13 protein-coding genes and 2 pseudogenes are annotated in these 13154 nt (G+C 73.2%); 6 read left to right on the top strand and 9 right to left on the bottom strand.

The genetic code is table 11. The annotated features are described in order from the left end of the window. The first annotated feature begins 35 nt into the window (after positions 1–35). The 6 genes and pseudogenes from AADR41_RS38145 to AADR41_RS38120 form a co-directional block, all read left to right on the top strand. Positions 36–1292, top strand: coding sequence for an ADP-ribosylglycohydrolase family protein (locus AADR41_RS38145; protein ID WP_446751182.1), 1257 nt, complete (start codon positions 36–38; stop codon positions 1290–1292). After that, entirely contained in the window at positions 1234–2421 is a 1188-nt protein-coding gene (locus tag AADR41_RS38140) for an ADP-ribosylglycohydrolase family protein (protein WP_342286752.1), read from the top strand. Before AADR41_RS38145 ends, AADR41_RS38140 begins: the two co-directional genes overlap by 59 nt. Beyond that, complete coding sequence (locus AADR41_RS38135) at positions 2418–3791, top strand: ADP-ribosylglycohydrolase family protein (protein ID WP_342286751.1); 1374 nt, start codon at positions 2418–2420, stop codon at positions 3789–3791. Before AADR41_RS38140 ends, AADR41_RS38135 begins: the two co-directional genes overlap by 4 nt. Further along, the gene (gene rbsK / locus AADR41_RS38130; protein WP_342286749.1) at positions 3788–4672 is read left to right on the top strand and encodes a ribokinase; all 885 of its coding nucleotides are present in this window, start codon (positions 3788–3790) and stop codon (positions 4670–4672) included. The genes AADR41_RS38135 and rbsK overlap by 4 nt, the downstream gene beginning before the upstream one ends. Further along, on the top strand, positions 4669–5868 hold the full coding sequence (locus AADR41_RS38125; RefSeq protein ID WP_342286747.1) for a CaiB/BaiF CoA transferase family protein: 1200 nt from the start codon (positions 4669–4671) through the stop codon (positions 5866–5868). The genes rbsK and AADR41_RS38125 overlap by 4 nt, the downstream gene beginning before the upstream one ends. Then, positions 5865–6635: pseudogene (locus AADR41_RS38120) on the top strand (HpcH/HpaI aldolase/citrate lyase family protein); the annotation flags it as partial. The gene AADR41_RS38125 and the pseudogene AADR41_RS38120, both read left to right, overlap by 4 nt. Before the next feature lie 21 nt (positions 6636–6656). Here AADR41_RS38120 and lgt read toward each other — a convergent pair. From lgt to AADR41_RS38075, 9 genes and pseudogenes are all read right to left on the bottom strand, one after another. Further along, positions 6657–7691 (bottom strand): prolipoprotein diacylglyceryl transferase, encoded by a 1035-nt coding sequence (gene lgt / locus AADR41_RS38115; protein ID WP_342286745.1) that lies wholly within the window; start codon positions 7689–7691, stop codon positions 6657–6659. 110 nt (positions 7692–7801) lie between these two features. Next, on the bottom strand, positions 7802–8626 hold the full coding sequence (locus AADR41_RS38110; protein ID WP_342286743.1) for a DsbA family protein: 825 nt from the start codon (positions 8624–8626) through the stop codon (positions 7802–7804). A 74-nt stretch (positions 8627–8700) separates the two neighbouring features. Further along, positions 8701–9513, bottom strand: coding sequence for a tryptophan synthase subunit alpha (gene trpA / locus AADR41_RS38105; RefSeq protein ID WP_342286742.1), 813 nt, complete (start codon positions 9511–9513; stop codon positions 8701–8703). Further along, entirely contained in the window at positions 9510–10790 is a 1281-nt protein-coding gene (gene trpB / locus AADR41_RS38100; protein WP_259931110.1) for a tryptophan synthase subunit beta, read from the bottom strand. Before trpB ends, trpA begins: the two co-directional genes overlap by 4 nt. 137 nt (positions 10791–10927) lie before the next feature. Beyond that, positions 10928–11107 (bottom strand): tryptophan biosynthesis modulator TrpM, encoded by a 180-nt coding sequence (trpM, locus tag AADR41_RS38095; protein ID WP_266693885.1) that lies wholly within the window; start codon positions 11105–11107, stop codon positions 10928–10930. Positions 11108–11154: 47 nt separating this feature from the next. Then, a complete protein-coding gene (trpC, locus tag AADR41_RS38090; RefSeq protein WP_342286739.1) occupies positions 11155–11964 on the bottom strand; it encodes an indole-3-glycerol phosphate synthase TrpC in 810 nt (269 codons plus the stop codon). 138 nt (positions 11965–12102) lie between these two features. Then, positions 12103–12603: a DUF2752 domain-containing protein gene (locus AADR41_RS38085; RefSeq protein ID WP_446751181.1), complete on the bottom strand. Its 501-nt coding sequence runs from the start codon at positions 12601–12603 to the stop codon at positions 12103–12105. An 80-nt stretch (positions 12604–12683) separates the two neighbouring features. Beyond that, the gene (locus AADR41_RS38080; RefSeq protein WP_266420573.1) at positions 12684–12932 is read right to left on the bottom strand and encodes an HGxxPAAW family protein; all 249 of its coding nucleotides are present in this window, start codon (positions 12930–12932) and stop codon (positions 12684–12686) included. Positions 12933–13060: 128 nt separating this feature from the next. Beyond that, positions 13061–13154 (bottom strand): annotated as a pseudogene (locus AADR41_RS38075) (TIGR02234 family membrane protein); the annotation flags it as partial.

Raw genomic sequence — 13154 nt, 5'->3', positions numbered from 1 at the left:
GATCCCCCACCGACTCCACCGACTCCCCCACTCCCATCAGCTCCGCCGCCACAACTCCCGCTTCCCCCGCCGCCCGGCTCCGCACCCGGCCCGCCGTCGGGCACCGGGCCCGGATCGAGGGGCTGTTGCTCGGGCTCGCCGCCGGTGACGCCGCCGGTTGGCCCGCCGCCCGGCACCGGGCGGCCCGGATGCCCGAGTGGACCCGGCGCCTCACCCGGGAGCTCGACACCTTCGCCGAGCAGAACGCCACCACCACGCTGCCCGTCCCCATCGCGCTCAACCAGCCGCCCGAACCGCTGCGGCTGGGCCCCTCCGACGACGCCGAATGGGCGGCCTTCGCCGCCGGGACCGTGCTCACCTCGGCGGCCGGTCCGCTGCACGGCCTCTCCCCCGGACGCCGGATGCGGGCCGCCATCGACGTCGCCTGGAACGCGCTGGCCGCCGAGGTCGCCGCGGCGGCCGCCCGCGCCCCCGAGGTCGAGTCCGCGGTGCTCCCGCTGCGCGCCCGGATCTCGGTACGGGCCGGGCTCGGCAATCTCGCCGCCGGGCTCCGCCCGCCCGCCACCGGCCACGACAACCCGCACTACTTCGACGACGCCGCCTGCGTACGGGCCGCCGTGCTCGCCGTCGCCCACCCCGCCGATCCCGCGGCCGCCGCCGACCTCGCCGAGTTCGACGCGCGCTACACCCAGGACGGCGACGGGGTGCACGGCGCCCGCGCGATGGCGGCGGCGATCGCCGAGGCGCTGGGCGGTGCGGACGTGGACACCGCGGTGAACGCCGCGCTCGCCCAGCTCCCCGAAGGCACCGAGATCGCCCGCAACGCCACCCACGCCGTGCGGATCGCCCGTGACTTCGTCGGCGAGGCGGCGGGCGCCTTCGCCCTGGTCCCGGTGCTGGAGCATCAGATCGTCGACCACGTCTACAGCTACGGGATCGCCGCCGCCGAGACCGTCCCGGTCACCCTCGCCCTGGCCACCGCCGCCCGCGGCCAGATCGCCCAGGCCGTTCCCGCGGCGGCGTGCCTGTCCCGGGTGGCGGACTCGGCGCCCGCCCTGGCCGGCGCGCTGACCGGTGCGCTCGGCGGGATCGGTGCCGTCCCGGACGGCTGGCGCGAGGCCTGCCGCACCCTCGCGGGCTGTGCGCTGCCCCGTCTCGCGGGGACCGATCTCATCGAACTCGCCGGGCTGCTGGCAGACACGGAACCGAAGCCCCCGGGTGGACAATTCGGACATGACATCCATGACGCCCACGCTGTCCGAGGCCGGACCCACGACACTCACACTCGATGAACGGATCGCCGGCGCACTCGTCGGCGCCGCCGTCGGCGACGCGCTCGGCGGCCCGGTGGAGGGCCGGTCCCCCGAGCAGATCGTGGCCCGCCACGGCGGGCGGATCGAGGGCGTCGTAGGCCCGTGGGACGGCGAGAACTGGCGCACCGCACGCCCCATCGCCCCGTACCACAAGGGTGACGGACACGTCACCGACGACACCCTGATGACCCATGCGCTGGTGCGGGTCTACGGCGAGGTGCGCGACCACCTCGACGCCTACGCGGTCGCCGGCCATCTCGTGCCCGAGCTGATCTCCCGTCCCCGCTGGATCCCGGAACTGGAGGCCGAGGCGCTGCCGCTCCAGCGGATCTTCCTCGCCGAGAAGTGGATCGTCGCCCGGCTTCACTACGGCCACGTCGATCCGCGCGAGGCGGGCTCCGGGAACATCGTCAACTGCGGTGCGGCGATGTACATGGCCCCGGTCGGCCTGGTCAACGCCGCCCATCCGCAGGCCGCGTACGCCGAGGCGCTGGATGTCGCAGGCGCCCACCAGTCGAGTTACGGAAGGGAGGCGGCCGGGGTCTTCGCGGCTGCCGTCGCCGCCGCCTGCGCGCCGGGCGCGACCCCCACCACCGTCGTCGACACCTGCCTGTCGCTCGCCAAGGACGGCACCCGCTCGGCGATCGAGGCGGTGTGCGAAGCGGCCGCGGGCCACAGCGACTTCGAGTCCGCGCTGACCCCGCTGCGCACCGCCGTCGCCCCCTTCGACACGGTCGGCCCCGACTACCGCGCCCCGTCCCTCGGCGCCCGCAGACCTTCCCGGCTGCACGCCGTCGAGGAGCTCCCGATCGCCCTCGGCATGCTGCTCGTCGCGGACGGCGACTACCGGCGCGCGGTCCTCGGCTCGGTCAACTACGGCCGGGACTGCGACTCGATCGCCACCATGAGCGGTGCCGTCGCCGGGGCGCTGCACGGTACGCGGGCGATCCCCGCCGACTGGGTGAGTACGGTCGCCGAGGCCAGCCGCCTCGATCTGCACGCCCCCGCACGGACCCTGGCGGACGTCGCCCGCGAGGTCTTCGCACGGGACACGGCCCGGCGCCGCGCGCACGAGTCGGCGTTCGCCGCGCTGGTGGGTGCGCCATGACCGTACGGGTGACATGGGTGCAGCCGGAGGACCTGGTCGGGCACGAACTGCGCCAGGCGGCCGAGGACGGACGGGACGCGCGGGACGTCGCGCGCCGGTGGTACGAGGCGGGCGGCGCCCCCGCCCCGGAGCGCGCGGGCGCGTCCACCCCGCCGGCGCCCGAGCTGCGGGCGCTCGCCGAGCGGCTGCTCGACGAACTCGCCCTGCTGGAGTCGCCGTCGGCGGTGGACGAGCCGACGGACCGGGCGGCGATCCGGGCCGCGTGCCCCGACTGGCCGGCGCCCCGGACGAACGCCCCGGCGGTGAGCCGGGACCGGCTGCACGCCGCCTGGCTGGGCCGGGCGGCCGGCTGCCTGCTCGGCAAACCCGTCGAGAAGCTGCCGCTGGAAGGCATCCGCGCACTGGCCCGCGCCACCGGCAACTGGCCGCTCACCACCTGGTTCACCGCCAAGGGGCTGCCCGCCCCGCTGGCCGCCACCTACCCCTGGAACCGCCGCTCCGCGCCCAACTCGCTGGCCGAGAACATCGACGGCATGCCCGAGGACGACGACCTCAACCACCCTTTGCTCACCGTGCTGTTGATCCAGCGGTACGGTCCGTCCTTCACCACCGGCGATCTGGCCAGGCTCTGGCTCGACGAGCTCCCGGCAGGCCGGACGTTCACCGCCGAGCGGGTCGCGTACCGCAATCTGCTGGACGGCGTCGAGCCCCCGCACACCGCCCGGTACCGCAATCCGTTCCGGGAGTGGATCGGCGCGCGGATCCGGGCCGATGTGCACGGCTGGACCAACCCGGGCGACCCGGCGGCCGCGGCGGAACAGGCCCATCGGGACGCCGTGCTCAGCCACACCGCCAACGGGGTCTACGGGGCGATGTTCACCGCCGCGGCGCTCGCCGAGGCGGCCGGGGGCACAAGCGATGTGCACGGCTGCCTGGCCACCGGGCTGCGCGTGGTACCACCGCGGTCGCGATTCGCGCGGGCGGTGCGCCTCGGCATCGCGGCGGCCCGTGACAACGCCGACTTCGACGCGGTGACCGACCGGCTGCACGCCGAGTACGGCCGGTACCACTGGGTCCACGCGCTGCCCAACGCCGCGCTGCTCGCCGCCGCCCTCACCCATGCCGACGGCGACTTCTCGCTCTCCGTCTGCCGGGCGGTGTCCGGCGGCTGGGACACCGACTCCAACGGCGCGACCGCCGGTTCGCTCGCCGGGCTGCTGGCCGGGGCCCCTTCGCTGCTGCCCGACCGCTGGACCACCCCGCTGAAGAACCGTCTCGCCTCGTCCGTCCCCGGTTTCGACTCCGTCGGCTTCGACGAACTCGCCGAACAGACCCACCGGCTCACCCACAAGGAGGCACTGTGCCCATGACCGGCATCGCGGTGCTCGGCAGCACCAATATGGACCTCGTCGCATACGTCGAACGGGCCCCGGGGCTCGGAGAGACCGTCACCGGGCGGGAGTTCCGCACCGTCCCCGGCGGCAAGGGCGCCAACCAGGCCGTCGCCGCCGCCCGCGCGGGCGGCGGGGTGACGATGATCGGCGCGGTCGGGGACGACGAGTACGGCGTGCGGCTGCGGTCGAATCTGGAGCACGCGGGCATCGACACCGATCTGCTGCACACGGTCGAGGGCCCCAGCGGCACCGCGCACGTCGTGGTGGACGACACGGGGGCCAACTCCATCGTGGTGGTCCCCGGCGCCAACGGCACCGTCACCGCCCTCGGCCCCGGCGAGATGGCCGCCATCGCCGGCGCCGATCTGCTGCTGCTCCAGCTGGAGCTGCCGATGTCCGCGGTGATCGAGGGCGCCCGGGTGGCCCACGCCCAGGGCGTCCGGACCATCCTCACCCCCTCTCCCGTGCAGCCGCTGCCGTCCGAACTCCTCGACTGCGTCGACCTGTTGATCCCCAATGAGCACGAGGCGGCCGCACTCTCCGGCTTCACCGACCCGCACGCCTCGGCGCAGTACCTGCTCAGCCAGGTCCCCGCGGTCGTCATCACGCTCGGCTCGAAGGGCTGCCTGTACGCGGCCCGGGGCGGCGAACCCGTCGTCCTGCCCGCCCCCGAGGTCACCGCCGTGGACACCACCGGGGCCGGCGACACCTTCGTCGGCACGCTCGCCGTCGCGCTCGGCGAACGACGGCCCGTGCCCCGGGCGCTGGCCTGGGCGTCGGCGGCCGCCGCGCTGTGCGTACAGCGGCCGGGCGCCTCGACCTCCATGCCGTACCGCACCGAGATCGACGCCGCATGACCGCGCCCGCGCAGGCCCCCCTGACCGGGCTGCGGGTCGTCGACCTCGCCACGCTCTTCGCCGGTCCGCTCTCCGCCACCATGCTCGGCGACTTCGGCGCCGAGGTGATCAAGGTCGAGCATCCGCACCGGCCCGACCCCTCACGCGGGCACGGCCCCACGAAGGACGGCGTCGGCCTCTGGTGGAAGCTGCTCGGCCGCAACAAACGCAATCTGACCCTCGACCTGTCCACGCCCGGCGGCCGCGACATCCTGCTCCGGCTGGCCGCCGGAACGGATGTGATCATCGAGAACTTCCGGCCCGGGACGCTGGAGCGCTGGGGCCTGGGCTGGGCGGAGCTGCACGCGGTCAACCCGCGCCTCGTCCTGGTCAGGGTCACCGGGTTCGGGCAGTTCGGCCCGTACGCGCACCGCCCCGGCTTCGGCACCCTGGCCGAGGCGATGAGCGGCTTCGCCGCGATCACCGGGGAGCCGGACGGGCCGCCCACGCTGCCGCCGTTCGGACTCGCCGACTCGATCGCGGCACTGGCCACCGCGTACGCCGTGATGGCCGCACTCGCCGGACGCGAGCGCACCGGCCTGGGGCAGATCGTCGACATGGCGATCATCGAGCCCATCCTGACCGTGCTCGGCCCGCAGCCCATCTGGTACGACCAGCTCGGTTACGTCCAGCCGCGCACCGGCAACCGCTCCCGCAACAACGCCCCGCGCAACACCTACCGCACCTCGGACGGGCACTGGGTCGCGGTCTCCACCTCGGCGCAGTCGATCGCCGAGCGGGTGATGCGCCTGGTCGGCCGGGCAGAACTGATCGACGAGCCCTGGTTCGCCGCCGGCACCACCCGCGCCGAGCACGCCGACGAGCTCGACGAGGCGGTCGGCAACTGGGTCGCCCGGCACACCCGCGAGGAGGCCCTCTCGGCCTTCGAGAAGGCGGAGGCGGCCATCGCGCCGGTCCATGACGTCCAGGACGTGATGGAGGACCCGCAGTACCGGGCCCTGGACTCCGTCACCGAGGTCGACGACCCGGAGCTGGGCCCGCTGCGGATGCAGAACGTGCTGTTCCGGCTCTCCGCGACACCGGGCGCGATCCGCTGGGCGGGCCGGCCGCACGGCGCGGACACCGAGGAGATCCTCACCGGGCTGGGCCTGTCGGGCCCGGAGATCTCGGCGCTGCGGGCGGAGCACGTCCTGTGACGGCGGCGGTCCCGCTCACCTGGCTGTACGTTCCCGGGGACCGGCCGGATGTGGTGCGCAAGGCACGGGACTCGGGCGCGGACGCGGTGATCGTGGACCTGGAGGACGCGGTCGCCCCGGACCGCAAGGAGTACGCGCGCTCGGCCACCGCGGAGCTGCTCTCCGAGGCGGCCGGGGACCTGGCCGTGCCGCTCCACGTCCGGGTCCACACCGAGGCGGACATCATCGCCCTGGCCGGGCTGCCGGGCCTCGCCGAGCTCCGGCTGCCCAAGATCACGCACGCCGCGTCGGTCCACCACATCGCGGCCGTGGCACCGGGCGTCGCGCTCTGTCCGCTGCTGGAGTCGGCGCTCGGCATCGAGCACGCGTACTCGGTGGCCGCGTCCCATCCCCAGGTGCGTTCCATCGCCCTTGGCGAGGCGGACCTGCGGGCCGATCTGGGGGTACGGGACGACGCCGGCCTCGACTGGTCGCGCAGCCGGGTGGTGGTCGCCGCCCGCGCGGCCGGACTCGCCCCGCCCACCCAGTCGGTGTTCCCGGACGTCCGGGACCTGGACGGCCTGTGGGCGTCCTGCGCGCACGGCCGGGCGCTGGGCTTCCTGGGCCGGGCGGCGATCCACCCCCGCCAGCTCCCGGTCATCGAGCGGGCGTTCCGCCCGACGCCGCAGGAGATCGAGGCGGCGGCGGAGATCGTGGCGGCGGCCGTGGCGGACGAGGGTGCGCTGGCCCTGCCGGACGGCCGGTTCGTCGACGCGGCGGTGGTGGCCCCGCGCACGGGTTCACACGGCTCAGCCCTTCTTGGCCGTCTCCGCGGTACCGCTCTTCTCCGATGTCTTGACGGCATCCGCGGGCGCGGCGTCGCCGTCCGCCTCCGGTGCCTTCTTCGAAGCCTTGCCGGCGCCGCCCCCGGCGGTCGTGGAAGCCTCGGTCTCCTCGGCCACCTCGGAAACCCCGGCGGTCTCGACACCCTCGGCGTCACCGGCCTCCGCCGCGGCCGCCGCTTCCTCCGCGGCTCCCGGCTCCACGATCTCCTCGCGCCCCGGCCGCATCTTCGCCGAGATCACGAAGTACACCACGGCCAGCACGAAGACGATCAGCGCGGTCCACACGTTCAGGCGCAGGCCCAGGATGTGGTGGGCCTCGTCGACCCGCATGTACTCGATCCAGCCCCGCCCCGCGCAGTACGCGGCGACGTACAGGGCGAACACCCGGCCGTGTCCGAGCTTGAAGCGGCGGTCCGCCCAGATCACCAGCAGGGCGGCACCGATGCACCACAGCGACTCGTAGAGGAACGTCGGGTGGTAGGTGCCGGCGACCCGGTTGGGGCCCTCGCTGATCTTCAGCGCCCACGGCAGGTCGGTCGGCTTGCCGTACAGCTCCTGGTTGAACCAGTTGCCCCAGCGGCCGCAGGCCTGGGCGATGGCGAGCCCGGGGGCGAGCGCGTCGGCCCAGGCGGGCAGCGGGATCCCACGGCGGCGGCAGCCGATCCAGGCGCCGACGGCACCGAGCGCGACCGCGCCCCAGATGCCGAGGCCGCCCTGCCAGATCTTGAAGGCGTCGACCCAGTTCTCACCCTCGCTGAAGTACAGCTGGTAGTCGGTGATCACGTGGTAGAGCCGGCCGCCGACGAGGCCGAAGGGCACCGCCCAGACGGCGATGTCGGCAACGGTGCCGGATCTGCCGCCCCGGGCGACCCAGCGCTTGTTGCCGAACCAGACGGCGACGAAGACACCGATGATGATGCAGAACGCGTAGCCGCGGAGCGGGATCGGGCCGAGATCGATCACGCCGGTCGACGGGCTGGGAATATAGGCAAGGTCCATGGCAAGGTCGACGCTACCTTGCCGGGTGGGGCGTACGGCAACCCACCCGACAACGTCTGGGTAACGGGCAGGTCATCGATTCCCCTTGCCGGACCCCGCCCGGGGACCGGTCAGGAACCCGACGGGGCGGGGGTGACCGTGCCCGGCTTCTTGCCCTTGTTGGCCTCGGCCACCCACTTCTTCAGGTTCGCCACGGTGATCGGTTCGTTCCCCTTCTTCGGGAAGATCGAATCGCCGTTGAGCAGCGCGGTCGGTGTGCCCTGGAATCCGCCGTCCTGGAACGCCGTGTTGGACTTCTGGACCCAGCTGTCGTGCTTGCCGTCGTTCACACAGCTGCGGAAGGCGGGGGTGTCGAGCTCCGGCACCTTCCCCGCGAGTTCGATCAGCTTGTCGTTGTCACCGAAGGTGTCGACGGTCTCCTGCGGCTGGTTGCTGTAGAGCACGTCGTGGTACGCGGGGAACTTCCCGGCGTCCTGTGCGCAGGCCGCCGCGTTGGCCGCCCGCAGCGAGCCGCTGCCGCCGAGATTCCCGTCGATGAGCGTCGCGAGGTGGTACTCGACCTTGATCTGTCCGCTGTTCTCCAGCTGGTGGATCGTGTCGCGGAAGGCGTTCTCGAACTGGGCGCAGACCGGGCAGCGGAAATCCTCCCAGATGGTGAGTGTGGACGGGGCGCTGTCCGCGCCGACCTGGATGGCCAGGCTGTCCTTGCCGGTCGCGCCGGACGGGGCGACGAGGGGGCCCGCCTCGCTCTTGCCGCTCTTGCCGCCCGAATTCGCGGCGATCACGCCGACGACGGCGGCCAGCGCCAGCACACCCACCACCGCGCCGGTGACGATCAGCGTGCGCCTGCGGCGCTCGCTCGCCCGCTGGCGCTCGCGCTGCTGTACGAGCCGGTCTCGCGCGGCCCTTTTTCCCTGTTCGTTCTTCTCGCTCACACCCGCAGCAACGAACCGGGGAGGCACGTGCGTGCCTCCCCGGTCCAGGTCCACCCGTTCGGATTACACCCGGTTCAGCGCTTTCGAACGCCTTCGGCGAGTTCGCCCGCCAGGGAGCGGACGGCGGCCAGACCGGCCGCCTTGTCGGGGGCGTCCAGGATCGCCTTGACGAAGGCGGAGCCGACGATCACCCCGTCGGCGAAGCCCGCGACCTCGGCGGCCTGTCCGGCGTTGGAGACGCCCAGGCCGACGCAGACCGGCAGCTCCGTCGTGGCGCGGGTGCGCAGGACCAGGTCCTGGGCCTGCTCGCCGACCGAGGCGCGGGTGCCGGTGACACCCATCAGCGAGGCCGCGTAGACGAAGCCGGAGCCGGCCGCGGTGATGGTGGCGAGGCGCTCGTCCCTGCTGCTCGGCGCGACGACGAAGACGGTCGCGAGACCGTGCTTGTCGGCGTGCTCGCGCCACAGCTCGGACTCCTGGACCGGCAGGTCGGGCAGGATGCACCCGGCGCCGCCGGCTTCGGCGAGCTCGGCGGTGAAGCGCTCGACGCCGTACCGGTCGATCGGGTTCCAGTACGTCATGACGAGGATCGGGACACCGGTCGCCTCGTGGGCCTCGCGGACCGTGCGCATCACGTCGGCGATCTTCACGCCGCCACGCAGGGCGATGTCGTCGGCGGTCTGGATGACCGGCCCGTCGAGCACCGGGTCGCTGTGCGGCAGCCCCACCTCGACGATGTCCGCGCCGCCCGCCACGACCGCCTTCACGGCCTCGATCCCGCCGTCGACCGTCGGGAACCCGGCCGGGAGGTACGCGATGAGGGCGGCCCGGTTCTCCGCCTTCGCCTGCGCGAGGGCGGAACTCAGCAGCTCCACATTGCCGCTCACTTGGTGACCTCCTCTTCCCCGTCGGCCACATCGGCCTCGACGACCCCGTCGGCTCCGTCGTACAGCCCGAAGTAGCGGGCCGCCGTGTCCATGTCCTTGTCGCCGCGGCCGGACAGGTTGACCACGATCAGCCCGTCCTTGCCGAGCTCCTTGCCGACCTCCAGGGCGCCGGCCAGCGCGTGGGCGCTCTCGATGGCCGGGATGATCCCCTCGGTGCGGGAGAGCAGGCGCAGCGACTGCATGGCGGCGTCGTCGGTGACCGCGCGGTACTCGCCGCGGCCGATGTCCTTGAGGTACGAGTGCTCCGGGCCGATGCCCGGGTAGTCCAGACCGGCCGAGATGGAGTACGGCTCGGTGATCTGGCCCTCGTCGTCCTGGAGGACGTAGCTGCGCGAGCCGTGCAGGATGCCGGGCTCGCCCGCGGTCAGGGTCGCCGCGTGCTCGCCGGTCTCCACGCCGTGTCCGGCGGGCTCGCAGCCGATCAGCCGGACACCCGCGTCCGGGATGAAGGCGTGGAAGAGCCCGATGGCGTTGGAGCCGCCGCCGACACAGGCGATGGCGGCGTCCGGCAGCCGGCCGGCCCGCTCCAGGATCTGCCGGCGGGCCTCGACGCCGATGACCCGGTGGAAGTCGCGGACCATGGCCGGGAAGGGGTGCGGCCCGGCGACGGTGCCGAAGAGGTAGTGGGTGCGGTCCACGTTGGCGACCCAGTCGCGGAACGCCTCGTTGATGGCGTCCTTCAGGGTCCTGGAGCCGGACTTCACGGCGATGACCTCGGCGCCGAGCATCCGCATCCGCGCCACGTTCAGCGCCTGCCGCTCGGTGTCGATCTCGCCCATGTAGATGGTGCATTCGAGGCCGAAGAGCGCGCAGGCCGTCGCGGTGGCGACGCCGTGCTGGCCGGCGCCGGTCTCGGCGATGACCCGGGTCTTGCCCATGCGCCTGGTGAGCAGCGCCTGGCCCAGCACGTTGTTGATCTTGTGCGAGCCGGTGTGGTTGAGGTCCTCGCGCTTGAGGAAGATCCGGGCGCCGCCCGCGTGCTCCGCGAAGCGCGGGACCTCGGTCAGCGCGCTGGGCCGGCCGGTGTAGTTGACCATGAGCTCGTTGAGCTCGGCGGCGAAGGCCGGGTCGTGTTTGGCCTTGTCGTACTCGACGGCGACCTCGTCCACGGCGGCGACGAGCGCCTCCGGGATGAACTTGCCGCCGAACGCACCGAAGTATCCCTCGGCGCTGGGGATCAGACCCTCCGGGTCCGGAATGAAGAAGTCAGATGACATCCGACGTGCTCCTCGACATCGCAATGGGTGGATTCACCGTATGCGCCGTGAGCGGAGCGCCACCGCGACCGGCGATCGGTCGGGCGGTGCGGTCGTACGTACGAGTGGAGTGGTGCGGGTACGTCGGCCGGGGCTCGCTACAGCGCGGTCCCCGTGCGCCATCGCATGCCGTTGACCTGTCCGGGCTCGTCCCCGATCACGTACCGCACGCGCCTGCCGTGCACCCGGCGCGCGGGGGCGCGGCAGCCGCGCGGGCGGCAGCCGCGCGCCAGCGGGGCGTGCGGGTCACGGGCGACCGTCGTACCGGCGGGGCGCAGCCCCGGCCGGACTCGGTACGCGCAGCGGTCGGCGGACACGGTCGCGGTCAGCCCCGTCCGTGCCGGAGGGCCGGGTGGGCGCCGGCGGCGACCAGGTCGGCGACGGCGGACCGCGGATCGCGGCCGGTGACCAGGGATTCGCCCACCAGCACCGCGTCGGCGCCGGCGTTGGCGTACGCGATCAGGTCGTGCGGGCCGCGGACGCCGGATTCGGCCACCTTGACGATGTGGTTCGGGATCTCCGGGGCGACGCGCTCGAAGGTGGTGCGGTCGACCTTGAGGTCCTTCAGGTTGCGCGCGTTGACACCGATGATCTTCGCTCCGGCGTCCACGGCACGCTCCGCCTCCTCCTCGTCGTGCGCCTCGACCAGCGGCGTCAGGCCGATGGACTCGGCGCGCTCGATCAGGGAGACCAGGGCCTCCTGGTCGAGGGCGGCGACGATCAGCAGGGCGAGGTCGGCGCCGTAGGCGCGGGCCTCCCAGAGCTGGTACGAGGTGACGATGAAGTCCTTGCGCAGGACCGGGATGTCGACCTTGGCGCGGACGGCCTCCAGGTCGGCGAGCGAACCGCCGAAGCGGCGCTCCTCGGTGAGGACCGAGATGACGGAGGCGCCGCCCGCCTCGTAGTCCGCGGCGAGCGCGGCCGGGTCGGCGATCGCGGCCAGTGCCCCCTTGGAGGGGCTGGAACGCTTGACCTCGCAGATGACGGTGACGCCCTCGCCACGCAGGGCGGCGACTCCGTCCTTGGCACCGGGAGCGCGCGCGGCGCGTTCCTTCAGCTCGTCGAGGCTGACACGCGCCTGCCGCTCCGCGAGGTCGGCGCGTACGCCGTCGATGATCTCGTCGAGCACACTCACGCGAGCGGCCCCCTTCCGGAACGGTGATGAGGTGAACAGCAGAACAGGATCAGCCATATCAATGCTATCCGCAGGAGGGCTGTCGGCCCGAATCAGGTCGGCAGATGTCCCACTACGTGGGCATCGAGAGCGGCCGCTCTAAGGTGCCAGAGCCGAACCGATCGGCAGGTTCCGCACCACCGAGAAGATCAGCAGCACGGCCCCGATCCCCCACCAGACGGCCGGTTTCGCCGCGATGCTCATCGGCCTGCCCCGCCAGGCGCGGACCGCCCAGACCACCCACAGGACGGCGAAGACGCCGTAACCGGCGACGGCGAGCGCGTTGGAGCCGAGGGCGGCGGCGATGTCGCCGTGCGCGACGGCGTGGGCGCTGCGCAGACCGCCGCAGCCCGGGCAGTAGAGCCCGGTGAACCGGAGCAGCGGGCAGAGCGGGTAGTGGCCCGGCTGGTTGGGATCGACGGCGCCGACGTAGCCGAAGGCCCCGACGACGACGGCCAGCACGCCCGCCGGGACGGCCAGCCGCCGGATGCGCGAGGGGGGCACGGGTGCCGGGGGGAAGACCGGCGGCGACGGGCGGCCGGGAGCGGGCCCGGAGGCCGGGGCCGGCACTGCGGCGGCGGAGGTAGGCGATGCGTCCACCCGGCGATTGTCCCCGTTGACGCGGAAAGGCGCAGCCCGGGTGGGGCTGCGCCTCGTGTGCGTACGGGTGCCGCGTGGTGTCAGGAGACCTGGGCCTGTGCGGCGCGGGCCCTGGCCTGGGCCATCTCCGCCGACTCCTTCGGCATGCCGAGGCCCGCGGCCTTCATCGCGAGGCCGACGACGCCGCCGAGGAGGACGACGGCGATTCCGGCCCAGAAGCCGACGGGGTTGGCCGCGACCATGAAGACGCCTGCGACGCAGAAGCCGATGAAGGAGATGATGACACCGGTCCAGGCGGCCGGGGTGTGTCCGTGGCTGCTGCCCGCCATGAGTTGCTCCTTGTTGGTGATGCGCTGTTGGTATCGCTGTACGCAAAGCTGGTGGCGCTGTTGGTGCCGCCGTGCTGAAAGCTCGGCTTCATTGTCCCGTACGTGCGGGTAGGACGTGAGTTGGGGGGTCACGTCTCGCGCGTCGGGTCCTCACCGCGGTCCAGGGCCTTCCAGAGGTCCTCGGGCCGGTCCGGGTCCGGGGCGGTGCGGGGGGCCTTGCGG

Source organism: Streptomyces sp. CLV115 (genome assembly GCF_038448545.1).
GTDB lineage: Bacteria > Actinomycetota > Actinomycetes > Streptomycetales > Streptomycetaceae > Streptomyces > Streptomyces sanglieri.
This window is presented reverse-complemented; position numbering and strand designations above follow the sequence as displayed.